18 protein-coding genes are annotated in these 17,837 nt (G+C 63.4%); 8 read left to right on the plus strand and 10 right to left on the minus strand.

Annotated features, from left to right (window positions below):
• Positions 1-70: 70 nt before the first annotated feature.
• The 3 genes from ASF84_RS22195 to ASF84_RS22205 all read left to right on the plus strand — a co-directional run bounded on the left by ASF84_RS22195 (position 71) and on the right by ASF84_RS22205 (position 1,327).
• Positions 71-700 carry an SCO family protein gene (locus tag ASF84_RS22195; protein WP_056841028.1) on the plus strand — a complete coding sequence of 210 codons (630 nt, stop codon included), beginning with the start codon at positions 71-73 and terminating at the stop codon, positions 698-700.
• 110 nt (positions 701-810) lie between these two features.
• Positions 811-1,050, plus strand: coding sequence for a type II toxin-antitoxin system RelB/DinJ family antitoxin (locus ASF84_RS22200; protein WP_056841029.1), 240 nt, complete (start codon positions 811-813; stop codon positions 1,048-1,050).
• Positions 1,040-1,327: a type II toxin-antitoxin system RelE family toxin gene (locus ASF84_RS22205; RefSeq protein ID WP_056841030.1), complete on the plus strand. Its 288-nt coding sequence runs from the start codon at positions 1,040-1,042 to the stop codon at positions 1,325-1,327. Before ASF84_RS22200 ends, ASF84_RS22205 begins: the two co-directional genes overlap by 11 nt.
• Before the next feature lie 77 nt (positions 1,328-1,404).
• Here ASF84_RS22205 and ASF84_RS22210 read toward each other — a convergent pair whose 3' ends face one another.
• From ASF84_RS22210 to ASF84_RS22220, 3 genes are read right to left on the minus strand one after another with little or no spacing between them, the layout of a single operon-like run.
• Positions 1,405-2,178, minus strand: a complete 774-nt coding sequence (locus ASF84_RS22210) for a MetQ/NlpA family ABC transporter substrate-binding protein (RefSeq protein ID WP_056841031.1) — start codon at positions 2,176-2,178, stop codon at positions 1,405-1,407.
• 55 nt (positions 2,179-2,233) lie between these two features.
• Entirely contained in the window at positions 2,234-2,908 is a 675-nt protein-coding gene (locus tag ASF84_RS22215; RefSeq protein ID WP_056841032.1) for a methionine ABC transporter permease, read from the minus strand.
• Positions 2,908-3,915, minus strand: coding sequence for a methionine ABC transporter ATP-binding protein (locus tag ASF84_RS22220; protein WP_056841033.1), 1,008 nt, complete (start codon positions 3,913-3,915; stop codon positions 2,908-2,910). The genes ASF84_RS22215 and ASF84_RS22220 overlap by 1 nt, the downstream gene beginning before the upstream one ends.
• Positions 3,916-4,433: 518 nt before the next feature.
• Between ASF84_RS22220 and katE the strand changes: the two genes are divergently transcribed.
• Complete coding sequence (gene katE, locus ASF84_RS22225; RefSeq protein WP_056841034.1) at positions 4,434-6,584, plus strand: catalase HPII; 2,151 nt, start codon at positions 4,434-4,436, stop codon at positions 6,582-6,584.
• 88 nt (positions 6,585-6,672) lie between these two features.
• Here katE and ASF84_RS22230 read toward each other — a convergent pair whose 3' ends face one another.
• Genes ASF84_RS22230 through ASF84_RS22245 form a run of 4 tightly spaced genes read right to left on the minus strand, consistent with a single transcriptional unit; the run spans position 6,673 to position 9,500 of the window.
• Positions 6,673-7,392, minus strand: a complete 720-nt coding sequence (locus ASF84_RS22230; protein WP_056841035.1) for a PA5502 family lipoprotein — start codon at positions 7,390-7,392, stop codon at positions 6,673-6,675.
• Positions 7,393-7,430: 38 nt separating this feature from the next.
• Positions 7,431-8,219 (minus strand): zinc ABC transporter permease subunit ZnuB, encoded by a 789-nt coding sequence (znuB, locus tag ASF84_RS22235; protein ID WP_056841036.1) that lies wholly within the window; start codon positions 8,217-8,219, stop codon positions 7,431-7,433.
• On the minus strand, positions 8,212-9,018 hold the full coding sequence (gene znuC, locus ASF84_RS22240) for a zinc ABC transporter ATP-binding protein ZnuC (protein ID WP_056841037.1): 807 nt from the start codon (positions 9,016-9,018) through the stop codon (positions 8,212-8,214). The genes znuB and znuC overlap by 8 nt, the downstream gene beginning before the upstream one ends.
• On the minus strand, positions 9,018-9,500 hold the full coding sequence (locus ASF84_RS22245; protein WP_056841038.1) for a Fur family transcriptional regulator: 483 nt from the start codon (positions 9,498-9,500) through the stop codon (positions 9,018-9,020). The genes znuC and ASF84_RS22245 overlap by 1 nt, the downstream gene beginning before the upstream one ends.
• 94 nt (positions 9,501-9,594) lie before the next feature.
• On the opposite strand from ASF84_RS22245, the gene znuA reads away from it, so the two are divergent.
• The gene (gene znuA / locus ASF84_RS22250) at positions 9,595-10,524 is read left to right on the plus strand and encodes a zinc ABC transporter substrate-binding protein ZnuA (protein ID WP_236709474.1); all 930 of its coding nucleotides are present in this window, start codon (positions 9,595-9,597) and stop codon (positions 10,522-10,524) included.
• A gap of 192 nt (positions 10,525-10,716) precedes the next feature.
• Here znuA and ASF84_RS22255 read toward each other — a convergent pair whose 3' ends face one another.
• Positions 10,717-11,667 carry a homoserine kinase gene (locus ASF84_RS22255; RefSeq protein WP_056841039.1) on the minus strand — a complete coding sequence of 317 codons (951 nt, stop codon included), beginning with the start codon at positions 11,665-11,667 and terminating at the stop codon, positions 10,717-10,719.
• Positions 11,668-11,703: 36 nt separating this feature from the next.
• Positions 11,704-11,991: a DUF2782 domain-containing protein gene (locus ASF84_RS22260; RefSeq protein ID WP_056841040.1), complete on the minus strand. Its 288-nt coding sequence runs from the start codon at positions 11,989-11,991 to the stop codon at positions 11,704-11,706.
• A gap of 74 nt (positions 11,992-12,065) precedes the next feature.
• Here ASF84_RS22260 and polA point away from each other — a divergent pair, with 74 nt between their 5' ends.
• Positions 12,066-14,828, plus strand: coding sequence for a DNA polymerase I (gene polA / locus ASF84_RS22265; RefSeq protein WP_056841041.1), 2,763 nt, complete (start codon positions 12,066-12,068; stop codon positions 14,826-14,828).
• 594 nt (positions 14,829-15,422) lie between these two features.
• Here the strand turns inward: polA and yihA are convergent.
• Positions 15,423-16,067: a ribosome biogenesis GTP-binding protein YihA/YsxC gene (gene yihA, locus ASF84_RS22270; protein ID WP_056841042.1), complete on the minus strand. Its 645-nt coding sequence runs from the start codon at positions 16,065-16,067 to the stop codon at positions 15,423-15,425.
• 270 nt (positions 16,068-16,337) lie between these two features.
• Between yihA and ASF84_RS22275 the strand changes: the two genes are divergently transcribed.
• Together ASF84_RS22275 and ASF84_RS22280 are read left to right on the plus strand one after the other, a co-directional pair.
• A complete protein-coding gene (locus tag ASF84_RS22275; RefSeq protein WP_056841043.1) occupies positions 16,338-16,952 on the plus strand; it encodes a c-type cytochrome in 615 nt (204 codons plus the stop codon).
• A 233-nt stretch (positions 16,953-17,185) separates the two neighbouring features.
• On the plus strand, positions 17,186-17,830 hold the full coding sequence (locus ASF84_RS22280; protein WP_056841044.1) for a thiol:disulfide interchange protein DsbA/DsbL: 645 nt from the start codon (positions 17,186-17,188) through the stop codon (positions 17,828-17,830).
• The last annotated feature ends 7 nt before the right edge of the window (positions 17,831-17,837 follow it).

The following is a 17,837-nucleotide window of genomic DNA, read 5'->3' on the forward strand; positions in this document are numbered from 1 at the left end:
TGCCCTTCTCGCCGGCCGAGCGTAGGCACCTGAGCCGCTCAGCCGTTCAGCGCACTGCATGGACCCGATGATGACCCGCACCCAGAAAACCGCCTTTATCCTTGTGGCCATTGTGGCCGTGATTCTTGGCCTGACCGTGCAGCGCGTGCTGTCGGGCCGCAGCGGCGCCGACCAGGCCGCGCTGGTGGACGCCGGCATTATCCTGCTGCCGCAGGCCCGCACCGTTCCCGACCTGAAAATGACCGACCAGAACGGCGAGCCGGTGGCGGTCGATCAACTGAAGGACAAATGGACGCTGGTGTTTCTGGGCTACACCTATTGCCCGGACATCTGCCCCGCCACCCTGGCCCAGCTGCGCCAGATCAAGGGCGAACTGCCCAAGGACGTCGCCGGCCGGTTGCGCGTGGTGCTGGTCAGCGTCGACCCGGATCGCGACACGCCCGAGCAGTTGAAAAAGTACCTGGCGTATTTCGACAAGGACTTCATCGGCCTGAACGCGCCGGTCAACCAGTTGAAAACGCTTGCCAATGCCCTGAGCATTCCGTTCATCCCCGCCGACACCCGCAAGCCAGGCTACACCGTGGACCACAGCGGCAACCTGGCCCTGCTGGGACCGGACGGCAAGCAACACGGTTTTATTCGTGCACCGCTGAACGTCAAGAAGCTGAGCGAGCGGCTGCCGGGGTTGTTGGCGTTGTAGGGCTGCGTGTGCTGGTCGGATAGCCGGCAGGGAATTTTTGAACAGAAACTTGATAAAAAGCGCACGCAATGCGAACGTAACGACAAATGTCTTTACAGGAGCCGTGTCCCATGGCCTCGATCAATATCCGTGTCGATGATGATTTGAAAACCCGCGCTTACCGCGAACTGGAGCGCCTGGGAGTAACGCCATCAGAACTCATGCGCCAGGCACTGCAGTACGTTGCCGAGCGTGGCCAGCTTCCCTTTCGACCGGTATTGATGACCGAGGAGGATGAGGCGCTCATGAAAACCGTGCGTGAGCGCCTCGCTTCACCTCAGCGTGTCAAGGTATCGCTGGATGATCTATAGCCTTGAATTTGATCAACGCGCGCTGAAGGAATGGCACAAGCTGGGGGACACAGTCCGACAGCAATTCAAGAAGAAGCTGGCTGAAATCCTGGAGAGCCCGCGCATTGAGGCCAACCGCCTGCGCGAGCTGCCCGATTGCTACAAGATAAAACTGCGCAGCGCGGGTTATCGCTTGATCTACCAAGTGATAGACCGGGAGATCGTGGTGTTCGTGGTGGCTATCGATAAGTGTGAACATGAAGCTGCGTATCGAAAAGCGTCAGAACGAACAAAATGATCCAAGGGCGACTTCACTGAAAAAGTGCCCTCAGGACCCGCCCGGCCGCTCCTGCAAATGATTCTGGCGTGTACCAATCAGAACGCCGGCACGACCGCGCCTTTGTATTTCTCGGCGATGAAGGCTTTGACTTCCGGGCTGTTCAGTGCGGCGGCCAGTTTCTTGATGGCGTCGGCGTCCTTGTTGTCCGGGCGGGCGACCAGGAGGTTGGCGTACGGCGACTCGGCGCCTTCGATGGCCAGGGCGTCCTTGGTCGGGTCCAGCTTGGCGCCCAGCGCGTAGTTGGTGTTGATCAGCGCCAGGTCGACCTGGGTCAGTACGCGCGGCAGGGTGGCGGCTTCCAGCTCACGGAACTTCAGGTTTTTCGGGTTCTCGGCCACATCCTTGGGGGTCGCCAGGATATTGGTCGGGTCCTTGAGGGTGATCAGGCCGGCCTTGGCCAGCAGCAGGAAAGCACGGCCTTCGTTGGTGGCGTCGTTGGGCAGGGCCACGGTGGCGCCGTTGGGCAGGTCGTCGAGCTTCTTGAATTTCTCGGAGTAGGCGCCGAACGGCTCGACGTGCACCTTGGTCACGCTCACCAGGTTGGTGCCCTTGCCCTTGTTGAACTCATCCAGGTACGGCTGGTGCTGGAAGAAGTTGGCGTCCAGGCGCTTTTCGGCCACTTGCACGTTGGGCTGCACGTAATCGGTGAAGACCTTGATCTTCAGGTCCACGCCTTCCTTGGCCAGGGTCGGCTTGAGGAATTCCAGGATCTCGGCCTGCGGAATGGCGGTGGCGGCGATGCTCAGGGTTTCATTGGCCTGGGCAGACAGCGCGGTCATGGCAGCAAATACGGCAACCAGCTTTTTCATGCAACAGCTCCTTGATTGGGCCCGCATCCGGCGGGCTACGACTAACGCAATGCAATTAACGGTGTGAAAAATACGCCACCAGGCGGTCGCCGACGGTTTGCAGGATCTGCACCAGCACCAGCAGCAGTACGACCGTGACGAACATGACATCGTTCTGGAAACGCTGGTAACCGTAGCGGATCGCCAGGTCCCCCAGCCCGCCGGCACCCACGGCGCCGGCCATGGCGGTGAACGACACCAGGGCAATGGCGGTGACGGTGATGGCCGCCAGGATGCCGGGCCGTGCCTCGGGCAGCAGCGCCTTGACCACGATCTGCGTGGTGCTGGCGCCCATGGCCTGGGTGGCCTCGATGATGCCCTTGTCGACCTCGCGCAGCGCGGTCTCGACCAGCCGGGCAAAGAACGGCGTGGCGCCGGCGATCAGCGGCGGCAAGGTGCCGAGGATGCCCAGCGAGGTGCCGGTGATGATCTGCGTCAGCGGCATCATCACGATCAGCAGGATGATGAACGGCAGGGCCCGCAGCATGTTCACGATCAGCCCGACGGTGGCGTACAGCGGCTTGTTCTCCAGCAGCTGGCGCGGCGAGGTGAGAAACATCAGCACGCCCAGCGGCAGGCCCAGCAGCACGGTAAAGCCCAGCGACACGCCCAGCATGATCAGGGTGTCGCCGGTGGCCAGCCAGATTTCATACCAGTCGACGTTGGAAAACAGGTTCACGAAAGCGTCCATCAGCGCAGCACCTCCATATGGACATCAGCGGCGCTGAAGCGGGCGAAGGCGGCGTCCATGTCGCCGCCGGTGATGGCCAGGGTCAACTGGCCGTAAGGTACATCCTTGATGCGGTCGATCCGCCCGGCCAGGATGCTGTAGTCGACGCCGGTCTCGCGCGCCACGGTGCCCAGCAGCGGCGCGTAGGTGGCCTCGCCCTGGAAGGTCAGGCGCACGATGCGGCCCTGCACATGGGCGAAATCTTCGCGCTGCTCGTTCTCGTCGAGGTGCTCGTCTTCCTGCACGAAGCGCTTGGTGGTCGGGTGCTGTGGATGCAGGAACACATCGGCCACCCGGCCCTGCTCGACGATGACGCCGGCGTCCATCACCGCGACCTGGTCGCAGACCCGGCGGATCACGTCCATTTCATGGGTGATCAGCACGATGGTCAGTTTCAGCTCGCGGTTGATCTCGGCCAGCAGTTGCAGCACCTGCGCAGTGGTCTGCGGGTCCAGGGCGCTGGTGGCTTCGTCGCACAACAGAATCTTCGGACGGGTGGCCAGGGCGCGGGCGATGCCGACGCGCTGCTTCTGGCCGCCGGACAATTGCGCCGGGTATTTCTTTGCATGGGCGCTCAGGCCCACGCGCTCGAGCAACTCGGCAACGCGCTGGTCGATCTGCTCGCGCGGCAGGTCGCCGGCCAGCGTCAGCGGCATGGCGACGTTGTCGGCCACAGTGCGCGAAGACAATAGGTTGAAGTGCTGGAAGATCATCCCGACCTGGCGGCGAAAGCGCCGCAGGCCATTGGCGTCCAGCGCGGTCACGTCTTCACCGTCGACGGTGATACGCCCGCCGCTGGGATTTTCCAGGCGGTTGATCAGGCGCAACAGGGTGCTTTTACCGGCACCGGAGTGGCCGATCAGGCCATACACCTGGCCGGCCTCGATGCGCAGGCGGGTGGGGTGCAGGGCTGGGATGTCCTTACCGGCGACCCGGTAGGTTTTCTGGACGTCAAGAAACTCGATCACTAACCAAACCTTTTAGGGCGAACCTTGTGGGTGCGTGTACAGGGGGCGCATGGGCGACGATCCGCTCTGGCCGCCATACTGTTCGTTCAAGGCACTGCGGGATTCGCGGGAGGCCGCTCTCTGGCGATAGCTGCGGCAAACGCTCAGCAGATGGGCCGGTTTTACTGGCCCTGCCGCGGGCAGAGCCCCCTCCCACAAAGACCGTATGTTCTCGGTCAAACAGTATCTATCGAGCGGTAATCCGCTTTGGCTGCCAATGGCAGCACCACGCTGCCGTGCCCGGCCGGATAAGCCGGGCGCGCATTTTAGCCTGTCCGCGCCGTGCGGCTTAGCATTTATTTCCAGTACAAGCTGCTCAATGGCTATAACGCGACCGGTGGGAATATCCACAGTGAAATTCAGTGAACGGCTTTGTTTGCTCCCGGTCACTCCTTGTACACCGTGATTCATACCTCGCTGACAGGGCCGCCATGTGACGGGTTCTGCGCGACTGACGCCACGATCGAGGAGCTGTATCGATGAGCAACAAGACCCAGAACCCCGTCACCCCGACGCCTGCCAGCGAACTGGCCGGTACCGACACGCTTGACCGGGGTAACCGCAACGCCAAGCTCGACAGCCTGGAGGCCGTGCGTTCCGACGCCACCGGCCAGGCGCTGCGCACCAACCAAGGTGTGAAGATCGCCGACAACCAGAACACCCTCAAGGCCGGCAGCCGGGGTCCGTCGCTGCTGGAAGATTTCATCATGCGCGAAAAGATCACGCATTTTGACCACGAACGCATTCCAGAGCGCATCGTCCATGCCCGTGGCACCGGCGCGCACGGTTACTTCCAGACTTACGAGAACCACAGCGCGCTGAGCAAGGCCGGCTTTCTGCGCGACCCGGGCAAAAAGACCCCGGTGTTCGTGCGCTTCTCCACCGTGCAGGGCCCGCGTGGTTCGGGCGACACTGTGCGCGATGTACGTGGCTTTGCCGTGAAGTTCTACACCGACGAAGGCAATTTCGACCTGGTGGGCAACAACATGCCGGTGTTCTTCATCCAGGACGCCATCAAGTTCCCGGACTTCGTGCATGCGGTCAAACCCGAGCCGCACAATGAGATTCCTACCGGCGGCTCGGCCCACGACACCTTCTGGGATTTCGTCTCGCTGGTGCCGGAGTCGGCGCACATGGTGATCTGGGCCATGTCCGATCGCGCCATCCCGAAAAGCCTGCGCAGCATGCAAGGTTTTGGCGTGCACACCTTTCGCCTGATCAACACCGAAGGCAAGGCCAGCTTCGTCAAGTTCCACTGGAAGCCCAGGTTCGGCGTGTGTTCGCTGGTCTGGGACGAAGCGCAGAAGCTGGCGGGCAAGGACACCGATTTCCACCGCCGTGACCTCTGGGAGTCCATCGAAATGGGCGACTACCCCGAATGGGAACTGGGCGTGCAAATTGTTGCCGAGGAAGACGAGCACAAATTCGACTTCGACCTGCTCGACCCGACCAAGATCATCCCTGAAGAACTGGTGCCGGTGACGCCGCTGGGCAAGATGGTCCTGGACCGCAACCCGGACAACTTCTTTGCCGAAGTCGAGCAGGTTGCCTTCTGCCCGGGCCATATCGTGCCCGGCATCGACTTCTCCAACGACCCGCTGCTGCAGGGCCGGCTGTTTTCCTACACCGACACGCAGATCAGCCGCCTGGGCGGGCCGAACTTCCATGAAGTGCCGATCAACCGTCCGGTGGCGCCGAACCACAACAACCAGCGCGACGCCCAGCACCGCAGCACCATCCATAAGGGTCGTGCGGCCTACGAGCCGAATTCCATCGACGGTGGCTGGCCGAAGGAGACTCCGGCCGGTCCTCAGGATGGCGGCTTCGAGAGCTATCAGGAACGCATCGAGGCGCACAAGGTGCGCGAGCGCAGCGAGTCGTTCGGCGATCATTTCTCGCAGGCCACGCTGTTCTTCAACAGCATGAGCGAGCACGAAAAAGAGCACATCATCGCCGCCTACAGCTTCGAGTTGGGCAAGGTCGAGCGCGAGCACATCCGTGCACGCCAGGTGAACGAGATCCTGGCCAATATCGACCTGACCCTGGCTGCCCGCGTGGCCGCCAACCTGGGCCTGCCGGCGCCTAAGGCCGGCACGGTCGCGGTGGTCAAGACTTCGCTGAAGGAATCCCCGGCCCTGAGCCAGGCCAATCTGTTGCCGGGCGATATTGTCTCGCGCAAGGTGGCGGTGCTGGTGGCCAACGGGGTCGACGGCAAGGCGGTCGAAGCCATCAAGGCCGCGCTGATGGCCAAGGGCGCGCACGCCAAGGTGCTGGGGCCGACCTCGGCACCGGTGACCACCGCCGATGGCCAGACCCTGCCAGTGGATGCGTCAGCCGAGGGCTTGCCGTCGGTGGCCTTCGATGCGGTGTTCGTGCCCGGTGGCGCCGAGTCGGTGAAAGCGCTGAGCACTGACGGCGTGGCTTTGCACTACCTGCTCGAAGCCTACAAGCACCTCAAGGCCATTGCCGTGGCGGGTGAAGCCAAGGAGCTGCTGACCCAGCTGCGTCTGGAGGAAGACGCCGGGCTGCTGGTGGTGTCCGATGCCGCGTCGACCGAAGCGTTCCTGAACGCCATTGCGCAACACCGGGTCTGGGCGCGCGAGCCCAAGGCCAAGGCTGTGCCGGCATAATTGAGTCGCGCGCCTGGGTGAACGCTGTTGAAGGGCGTCCCCAGGCGACGGGGCCAGACTGGCACGTCCGCTTGGTCGAGCGGCTTGTTCAGAGGCGCGCAGGCGTCAGGACAATCCGGGCCGGCTGGTGGCGGTCGATCTGCCGATGCAGGTCGAGCTCGAAATTCGGATTGATCCGGGTCACCCGTTTGCCCAGCAGGTTCGCCAGCCACGGGTAGTCGGCCGTGCGTGGCACTTCGATCAGCACATCGCAATTGAAGTTGACGATGTCGCTGGCAATCGCGTCCAGTTGCTTGCGCATCCGGGCGATGTCCGTGGTGTTCAACTCGATGACCGTGCTCGGTGCGTCCAGGTCGACCAGCCGGGCAACGCGCCGTGCCTCGGCGGCGCGCAGCTCGGCCTCGGCTTTTTCCAACTCAGCCTTGCGCGCCTGCGCGATGGCGCCGTTGACGCCGCTGGTCAGGGCCGGTGCCGTTGGCATCAGCGCCCGGGCACGGCTCAGGGCGGTGGTGGCGGCATTCACATCACCCTTTTGCAGACCGATCTGGCTGCGGCTCAGGTAGGCCTCGGCCAGTTGGCGTTGCAGTTGCTCCAGGCGCGGATCGTTCGGTGTGGCGGCTTGCAGCGCCGTCAACTGGTCTTCGGCCGTGGCCAGTTCGTTGCCGGCAATGCTCTGCTCCAGCTGGACGAAGCTGTCCGTCTGCTGCGCCGCAGGGGCGCCGGCGTCTGCCGGTGGCATGCTTTGGCAAGCACCCAGCAGCACGGAAAATGCGACTAGCAGCAGATGACGGGAGGTGGGCAGCTTCATTCCTGCGATTCTCTTGATTGCGCAAAAAACGAGCAAGTCTACACCGACCGCCGGGGGAGAACAAAACTGAGCAGAAACAGGGCCGCTGCCGCGACCACGATCGAGGGACCGGCCGGGGTGTCCTTGAGCCAGGAAAGCGCCAGCCCGGCGCACACCGCGACCACCCCCAGCACACTGGCGCCCAGGGCCATCTGCTCCGGCGAGCGGGCATGACGCTGGGCGGCGGCGGCCGGAATGATCAGCAGCGAGGTGATCAACAGCACCCCGACGATCTTCATCGCCACGGCAATCACCACGGCCATCAACAGCATCATGGTCAGGCGCAGGGTCAGCACCGGCAGGCCTTCGACCCGGGCCAGTTCCTCGTGCACGGTCACGGCCAGCAACGGTCGCCACAGCGCGATGATCAACGCCAGCACCAGCGCACTGCCGCCCAGGATCCACGCCAGATCGGTCGGGCTGATCGCCAGCAGGTCGCCGAACAGGTAGGCCATCAGATCAATGCGCACCTCATGCATGAAGCTCAGCACCACCAGCCCCAGTGACAGGGTGCTGGGCGCCAGGATGCCCAGTAACGTATCGCTGGCCAGCGGCTGGCGCTGTTGCAGGGTCACCAGCAGGATGGCCAGCAGCAGGCAGCCGACGGTCACGGCCAGCGTGGGGCTGATGTCGAGCAGAAAGCCCAGCGCCACCCCGAGCAGGGCGGCATGCGACAAGGTGTCGCCAAAATAAGCCATGCGCCGCCACACCACGAAAGAACCCAGGGGACCTGCAACCAGGGCCAGGGCAATGCCGGCGAGCAAGGCGTACATAAGAAAATCAGCCATGCTTGCAGCCGTCTCCATGAACGTGTGGAACGTGGGGTTTGAAACGCGGGGCGCCTGCTGCCGCCTCGTCGACCACCTCGCCATGCAGGTCGTGGGCATGGTCGTGGTGGTGGTGATAGATCGCCAGGCTCGGGGCGTTGTGGCCGAACAGCTCGACGAACGCCGGATCATGGCTGACTTGCTCGGGGTGTCCGGAGCAGCACACATGGCGGTTCAGGCACACCACCTGGTCGGTGGTGCTCATCACCAGGTGCAGGTCATGCGAGACCATCAGCACGCCACAGCCATGGCGGTCGCGCAGGCGGGTGATCAGGCTGTACAGCTCGGCTTGCCCGGCGACATCCACGCCTTGCACCGGCTCGTCGAGCACCAGCAGTTCCGGCTCGCGCAGCAGCGCCCGGGCCAGCAGCACGCGCTGCATCTCACCCCCGGAAATGCCCTGCAACGGGCTGTCGATGACTTTGCCGGCGCCGACTTCTTCCAGTGCGGCCATGGCCTTGGCGCGGTCGACGCCCGGCACCAGGCGCAGGAAGCGCAGCACCGACAGCGGCAGGGTCTGGTCGACGTGCAGTTTTTGCGGCATGTAGCCCACGCGCAGTTTCGGCTTGCGCCAGACGCTGCCGGAGGTGGGCTTCAGCAGGCCGAGCACGGCCCGCACCAGCGTGGTCTTGCCGGCGCCGTTGGGGCCGATCAGGGTGACGATCTCGCCGGGGCTGACGCTCAGCGCGATGTTGTCCAGCACGCTCTGCCCGGAGAGGGTGACCGCCACCTGTTCCAGGCGGATCAGGGGTGTGCTCATCAGGCCACCTTGCACCCGGCGCACACGCCGACGATCTCGATGGTCTGGCCTTCGACCGCAAAGCCCACTTCGGTGGCGGCATTGACCACCGCGTCACTGATGGCCGGGTGTTGCAGCTCGATGGCGGCATGGCACTGGCGGCAGATCAGGAACTGGCCCTGGTGTGCGTGGGTCGGGTGGTTGCAGCCGGTAAAGGCGTTGAGTGAAGAGATGCGGTGCACCAGGCCATGCTCAAGCAGGAAATCCAGTGCCCGGTAAACGGTCGGCGGTGCGGCGCGGCGGCCGTCTTCTTCGCTGAGCACGCCCAGAATGTCATAGGCGCCCAGCGGCTTGTGGCTTTGCCAGACCAGTTCCAGCACGCGACGGCGCAGAGCGGTCAGGCGCAGGCCCTTGCCGGCGCACAGTGTATCGGCCACGGTCAGGGCGTCGTGCACGCAATGGGAGTGATCGTGAGGGCGACTGGCCAGGGGAGTAATAGGCATGGGCGGCGACGATATTGGCTGGAGACGTTATTATGTTACCTGTTCCTGCCCGATATGAGTGTTTCTCGTGCGCCGACTTTTTACGTTTTTACTATTGGCTGCCGGCGTCTCGGCCGCTGCCACCGTCCAGGCCGACGTCAAGGTCCTGACCAGCATCAAGCCGCTGCAACTGATTGCCGCGGCGGTTCAGGACGGTATCGGCCAGCCCGATGTGCTGTTGCCGCCCGGTGCGTCGCCGCATCACTACGCCCTGCGTCCATCCGACGTACGGCGGGTGGGCGAAGTCGATCTGCTGTACTGGATCGGCCCGGACATGGAAGGCTTTTTGCCGCGTGTACTGGGCAGTCGCAGCCTGCCCACCGTGGCGGTGCAGGATTTGCCCGGCATGAAGCTGAGGCATTTTGCCGCCGACCAGACCTCGCATGCCGATCATGACCATGAGCATGACGACCACGATCACCAGGACCCGGGCTATGAGGAGCACGACCACGATCATCGTCCCGGCAGCCTGGATTCGCACCTGTGGCTGTCGACGGTCAACGCGCGGGTGATCGCCGCGAAGATGGCCACCGACCTGAGTGCCGCCGACCCGGCCAATGCCGTCCGCTATGCCAGCAATGCCAAAGCCTTCGAGCAGCGCCTCGATGCGCTGGATACACGCATCAAGGCGCGGGTCAGCGGTGTAGGCGACAAGCCGTGGTTCGTGTTTCACGAAGCCTATGACTATTTTGAACAGGCCTACGGCCTCAAGCACACCGGGGTGTTCAGTGTCGCAAGCGAAGTGCAGCCAGGCGCGAAGCATGTCGCCGCGATGCGTGAGCGCCTGAAAGAGGCGGGCGCAACGTGCGTGTTCAGCGAACCGCCGCTGCGCCCGAAACTGGCCGAGACCCTGACCGCCGGGCTGCCGGTCAAACTGGCCGAACTCGACGCGCTGGGCGGCTACACCGAGGCCACCGCCCAGGGCTATGAGCAGTTGCTGGAAAAAATCGGCAACGACCTGGCCGGCTGCCTGGAAAGCCTTTAGTACTCACATGCCCTTTTCGCGACGGTGATCGCTCCCACAGCGTCAAGCCCCACAGCCAGGCGCCATACGACCTCGTAGGAGCGACCAACGGTCGCGAATGCAGTCTGACAGGCAAAAAAAGCGGTTGAACGTACCTGCCTTTTCGCGACCGTGGGTCGCTCTCACAGGGTCACGTCCTGCAGCCAGTACCGGTTACAGCGCCATCGGCAACGCGAGGCTCACGTCCTGGCGCTGTTGCAGGCGTTGTTCGAATTCGGCCGGGTCGTGGATCAGCACGTCCTGCCCGGCAAAGGTCTCGGCGGCGATCAGGCGTGACAGCCAGAAGCGCACGCAGGCAATGCGCAGCATCACCGGCCATAGCTGCGCTTCGGCGGTGGTGAACGGTCGACGCGCCGCGTAGGCCCCCAGGAAGGCCCGGGCGCGGGGCAGGTCCAGTTGGCCGTCAGCATGCGAACACCAGTCGTTCAGGGCAATGGCCAGGTCATACAGCATCGGCCCCGAGCAGGCATTGTAGAAGTCGATCACCCCGGTCAGGTGCGTGCCTTCGAACAGCGCGTTGTCGCGGAACAGGTCGGCATGCAGGTTGGCGCGTGGCAGCGCCAGGATCGCGGCAAAGTGTGTTTCGATCTCTTGCAGCGTGGCGTCCAGCAAGGCGGCCTGCGGCGCGCCCAGGTGCGAAAGAAAGTTGCGTCCCTCGCTGAGCATCCACTCCAGGCCCCGGTCGGTCTTGCGTTCCAGCACCTTGTCGCGGGTGGCCAGGTGCAGGCCGGCCTGCAGCTCGCCGATGGCGATGCAGTGCTGGGCGTTGGGTTGCTGGATGTGCTTGCCCGACAGGCGTGGCTGCAGTAATGCAGGCTTGCCCTTGAGCTCGCGCAGGGCCGCGCCTTCGGTGGTGCGCAAGGCGTAGGGCACCGGCAGGTCGGCGTCATGCAGCACATCGAGCAGGTCGATGAAGAACGGCATTTCCTGCACCGGCCCGCGCTCGACCAGGGTCAGGACGAACTCGCCCTGCTCCAGGCTGATGAAGTAGTTGGTGTTCTCGCTACCGGCGGCGATGCCCTGATAGTCAAGCAGGCGACCAAGCCCGTAAGCCGAAAGAAAGGTTTCCAGCTCGGGCCGGGTCAGGGGGGTAAAGACGGACATATCAGCGACTGCCAGCTCAAATAATGAATGTAAGGGTTACCAGCTGAATATTTCCCACTGCGGGATCAGCATGTCCGGTTGGTCCGAACGAATGAAGTTGGGACTGGTGCCATCGGCACGGACCAGAAAATACGGCTTGCCGTGCTTGGGTGTGATCTTGACCGCATACAGAAAACCATTCTGGCGATACTCCTGAATGGTCCGGTCACCCTCGGTTCGGATCGTCACTTCCGGGTCGGCGGACGGTGCTTCCTCTGCCGCCATCGCCATCAAGGGCGCGCTCAGCAGTACGCAGGTCACGAACAGGCGATTGAGCGTGCGCATGATAACCTTGTCCTTTTGTTGTCTACGGTCCACGCATTCTAGCGCCGACCCCGCCGAAAAGGTTGATTCTGCTCATGAGCCAAGCACCCCTCGTCCTGGTGGACGGTTCGTCCTACCTGTACCGCGCCTTTCACGCCCTGCCGCCACTGACCACCTCCAAGGGCTTGCCCACCGGGGCGGTCAAGGGTGTGCTGAACATGCTCAAGAGCCTGCGCAAGCAGTACCCGGGCAGTCCGTTCGCGGTGGTGTTCGACGCCAAGGGCGGGACCTTTCGCGACGAGCTGTTTGCCGACTACAAGGCCAACCGGCCGAGCATGCCTGATGACCTGCGGGTGCAGGTCGACCTGTTGCACGCCTGCGTAAAGGCCCTGAGCTACCCGTTGCTGTGCGTCGAAGGGGTCGAGGCCGACGACGTGATCGGCACCCTGGCGCGTAGCAGCGCCGCCGCCCAGCGCCCGGTGATCATCTCGACCGGCGACAAGGACATGGCGCAGCTGGTCGACGGCCACATTACGCTGGTGAACACCATGACCGGTAGCGTGCTGGACGTGGCTGGCGTGAAAGAGAAATTCGGCGTCGGTCCCGAGCACATCATCGATTTCCTGGCGCTGATGGGCGACAAGGTCGACAACATTCCCGGCGTGCCGGGCGTGGGTGAGAAGACCGCCACTGCCCTGCTGACAGGCATCGGCGGCGGGCTGGCCGAGCTGTATGCCGACCTCGACGCCGTGGCCGCCCTGCCGATCCGCGGCGCCAAGACCCTGGGCGCCAAGCTGGCCGAGCACCGCGACATGGCGTTTCTGTCCCATGAGCTGGCGACCATCAAGATCGACGTGCCACTGGACGTGAAACTCGATGAACTGGTGATCGGCGAGCCGGACCGCGAAAAGCTCATCGAGCTGTACACCGAGCTGGAGTTCAAGAGCTGGATCAACGATGTGGAGCGCGATGCGCGCCGCTCCGGCCAGGAAATCGTCCAGCCCGAGGTGGCGCCCAGCGATCACACCGGCTACGAGACCATCCTCGACCAGGCGCGCTTCGACGCCTGGCTGGAAAAACTGAACAAGGCCGAACTGATCGCCTTCGACACCGAGACCACCGGCCTTGATGCGCAAAAAGCGCAACTGGTCGGCCTGTCGTTTGCGGTCAAGCCCGGTGAAGCGGCCTATATCCCGCTGACCCACTCTTACATGGGCGTGCCCGACCAACTGGACCGCGACACCGTGCTGCGGGCGCTCAAGCCGCTGCTCGAGGACCCGGCCAAGGCCAAGGTCGGGCAGAACGCCAAGTACGACATCAATATCCTCGCCAACTGCGCCATCGGCGGTGACCACGCCAACGGCATCACCGTGCGTGGCGTGGCGTTCGACACCATGCTCGAGTCCTATGTGCTCAACTCGGTGGCCACCGCCCACGACATGGACAGCCTGGCGCTCAAGTACCTGGGCCAGAAGACCATCAGCTTCACCGAGATCGCCGGCAAGGGCAAAAAACAGCTGACCTTCGACCAGATCGCCCTGGAACAGGCCGGCCCCTATGCCGCCGAAGATGCCGACGTGACCCTGCGGCTGCACCAGGTGCTGTCTGAAAAACTCAAGGCCGAAGCCGGCCTGGGCACGGTGTTGAGCGACATCGAGATGCCGCTGGTGCCGGTGCTGGCGCAGATCGAGCGCGAGGGCGCGCGGGTCGACGCCAACCTGCTCGGCGTGCAGAGCGTCGAGCTGGGTAACAAAATGGTCGAGCTGGAGCGCCAGGCCTTCGAGCTGGCCGGCGAGGAATTCAACCTCGGCTCGCCGACCCAACTGGGCAAGATCCTCTACGACAAGCTGCAACTGCCGGTGCTGGGCAAGACGCCGACCGGCAAGCCGTCGACCTCCGAGGAAGTGCTGGTCAAATTGTCCGAGCAGGGCCATGAACTGCCCACGCTGCTGCTGCAGTACCGTTCGATCAGCAAGCTGAAAAGCACCTACACCGACACCCTGCCGGGGCAGATCAACCCGCGCACCGGGCGTGTGCACACCTCCTACAACCAGGCTGGCGCTGCCACCGGGCGTTTCTCGTCCAGCGAACCGAACCTGCAGAACATCCCGGTGCGCACCGCCGAAGGCCGGCGCATTCGCCAGGCCTTCATCGCCTCGCCGGGCTACAAGCTGCTGGCAGCGGACTATTCGCAGATCGAACTGCGGATCATGGCCCACCTGGCCAAGGACGAAGGCTTGCTGCACGCCTTCCAGAACGGCCTGGACGTGCACCGGGCCACTGCCGCCGAGGTCTTCGGTGTCGAGCTGGATCAGGTCACCAACGACCAGCGCCGCAGCGCCAAGGCGATCAACTTCGGTCTGATCTACGGCATGGGCGCCCAGGGCCTGGCGCGGCAGATCGGCGTCGACGGCAAGCAAGCCAAGGCCTACATCGACCGTTACTTCGCCCGCTACCCCGGCGTGCGTGAGTACATGGAGCGCACCCGTGAGCAGGCTGCCGAGAAAGGCTATGTCGAAACCCTGTTCGGTCGACGCCTGTACCTGCCGGATATCAACTCCAACAAGCCACAACTGCGCGCCGGTGCCGAGCGCACGGCGATCAACGCGCCGATGCAGGGCACGGCTGCCGACATCATCAAGAAAGCCATGGTGGCGGTGAACACCTGGCTCAACGAATCAGGCCTGGACGCCCGGGTGATCCTGCAGGTGCACGATGAACTGGTGCTGGAAGTGCGCGAGGATCTGGTCGAGCGCATCAGCGAGGAGATTCGCCCGCACATGAGCGGCGCCGCGCAACTGGACGTGCCGCTGGTGGTGGACGTGGGCGTGGGTGATAACTGGGACGAGGCACACTGATACAGATCAGCCTGCGCGAAGGCGCTCTGCTCGCGACAGGGCCGGTAAAACCTGTGCATCTGTTGCGTGTGTAACACCGTAATCGCCGGCAAGCCGCCTCCCACAGTCTGATGCCAGGCCCGAAATCCGGGGCGACATCCAACGGGTGGGAGGCGGCTTGCCGGCGATGAGGCCAGCAAGGCCCATACACCTGCTGCGCCTGTTACATAGCCATCGCCGGCAAGCCGCCTGCCACAGGTCTTGTGCCTGGCACAAAATCCGGGATTTCATCGAACATTGTGGGAAGGAGCTCTGCTCGCGATGGCGATGAGGCAGGCGATAAAAATGCGGCAGGTTCGCTGCCGCTATCGCCAACAGAGCGGCCTCTCACCATGCCGAGCGGGCAACATGAACATTTGTTCATCTCAGGAACTTAGCGCCCCAGGGCCCGGTCAGAGTTCACGATTGGCTCGCAAGGCCTTTCATGCTCCTATGTTGTGTTAAGTGTTGGCAGATATCCGGACCCCTCCCTGAGGGTCTGGACCTTGAACCCCGAACTTCCCCCTCCCCATACGAAGTCCGGGGTTTTTTTTTGCCTGCGATTTGCCTGCAGATCTATTCGGTGACGGCAACCGGCGCTTTGTCCGGCAGTTCGAGCCAACCGGCCAGCCTGGTATAGGCTTCTTCAAGGCCTGTGCGTTTGGGTGCCGAGAACAGCTGGATGGTCACGCTGTCGCCCCAGCCCTTGCGGATCTGTGCCTGGACCTTGAGCAGGGTGTTCTTGGCCGCGCCGTGGGTCAGCTTGTCGGCCTTGGTCAGCAGGATATGCATCGGCATGCCGCTGGCCACCGACCAGTCGAGCATCATGTTGTCGAAGTCGGTCATCGGGTGGCGCACGTCCATCAGCAGGATCACGCCCTTGAGGCTTTCGCGGCTGCCCAGATAGGCTTCCAGGTGACGCTGCCAGTGTTGCTTGAGCGGGATCGGCACCTTGGCGTAGCCATAACCGGGCAGGTCGACCAGGCGCCGCTCGTCGTCCAGGCGGAAGAAGTTCAGCAACTGGGTGCGCCCCGGCGTTTTCGAGGTGCGGGCCAGGCTGGCGTGGGTCAGGGTGTTCAGGGCGCTGGACTTGCCGGCGTTGGAGCGGCCGGCAAACGCCACTTCGAAGCCCGCATCATCGGGGCACTGGTCGACCTTGGCGGCGCTGAGCATGAACTTGGCTTGCTGGCAGAGGCCGAGGATGGGGTTCTTGAGTTGCATGTGATTTCCGGTAATGGCCCTGCTGCAAGGGGTGCGGCAAGAGGTGTCAGGTGCATTGAAGCGAGAAACGGACGTGTGCACCGCGTGCGCGCAGTTTTTACACATTCCGGTGCGCATTAGACCGCAGTCCGCTTTCAACCTGAAAGGTTTTTGCTGAGCAACCCGCCCAAGGGTGGGGCCGGCCGGCGTAAACATGGCCAAAGACGGCACTGACAGCGCGTGAGCCTGCACTGCCTGACGTTTCACTCTATAGCCGATGTGGATGACCCGATGAACACACTGCTTGCAAGTCTGCTGTTGGCCCTGGGAACCTGCGCCTCGGTGCAGGCGGCAGGCCTGGCGGGCAATGTCGAGGCCGGCCAGGACAAGATAGCCGTCTGCACGGCCTGTCATGGCCCGGACGGCAACAGCCCGCTGGCCAGTTTCCCCAGGCTCGCCGGTCAAGGTGAGCGCTACCTGCTCAAGCAACTGCGCGAGATCAAGAGTGGCCAGCGCGTGGTCCCGGAAATGACCGGCCTGCTCAATCCGTTGAACGACCAGGACCTGGCCAACATGGCTGCCTGGTACGCCCGTCAGAAGCCCCCCGTAGGCGCCGCCGACCCCGCGCTGGTCGCCCGTGGCCAGGCACTGTTTCGCGGCGGCAAGCCGGAGCAGGACGTGCCGGCCTGTACCGGCTGCCATCTGCCCGATGGCAGCGGCATTGTGTCGGCCGGCTTCCCGCGCCTGGGTGGCCAGCACGCCGACTACATCAAAAGGCAACTGATGGCCTTTCGCGAAGGCCAGCGCGTCAACGACGGTGACACGCAGGTCATGCGCACCATTGCCAGTCGCTTGAGCACCCAGGACATCGAAGCGCTGGCCCAGTACATCCAGGGCTTGCATTGAGCCGCGGCTCTGCCGCCATCTGCAGGACCCGCAGGACCGGCTTCAGCCGGGAAAGCCACACCACCGATCCAGGCCTTTCCCCGCTGAAGCGCATCACAGCCCGCCCGCCAAAAAAGCCTGGCCTGGTCTACCCTTTTTTCTGACCGCCAGCGTTACACTACCGAACTCGCTGGGTGCCGGCCGGTCGAAAAGCCGTCGCTGCACGCGATCCCTATTCTGCTCAGGAGTAAAGCATGCGTAACCTGATTCTCAGCGCCGCCCTGGTTGCCGCCAGCGTGTTTGGTATGACCGCACACGCCGCCCAGCCAGTCGTGGCTGACAAACCGTACGTCGAGCTGAGCAGTGCCGTGCCGGTGGCCGAACCTGGCAAGATCGAAGTCGTCGAGCTGTTCTGGTATGGCTGCCCGCACTGCTACGCGTTCGAGCCGAAAATCAATCCATGGGCTGAAAAACTGCCGTCCGACGTCAACTTCGTGCGCATTCCTGCCTTGTTCGGTGGCCCGTGGGACGCTCACGGCCAGATGTTCATTACCCTTGAAACCATGGGCGTGGAGCACGAGGTGCATGCCGCCGTATTCGATGCCATCCAGAAGCAGCGCAAGCAACTGGTCAAGCCTGAAGACATGGCCGAGTTCCTGGCCACCCAGGGCGTGGACAAGGAAAAATTCCTCCAGACGTTCAATTCCTTCGCTGTCAAAGGCAAGATGACCCAGTACAAGGAACTGGCCAAGAAGTACGAAGTGACTGGCGTACCGACCATGATCGTCAACGGCAAATACCGCTTCGACCTCGGCACCGCCGGTGGACCTGATGGCGCACTCAAGGTTGCCGATGAGTTGATCGCCAAAGAACGCGCCACTGCCAAGTCCGGCCAGTAAGCCGCTG

The organism is Pseudomonas sp. Leaf127 (assembly GCF_001423155.1).
GTDB lineage: Bacteria > Pseudomonadota > Gammaproteobacteria > Pseudomonadales > Pseudomonadaceae > Aquipseudomonas > Aquipseudomonas ovata.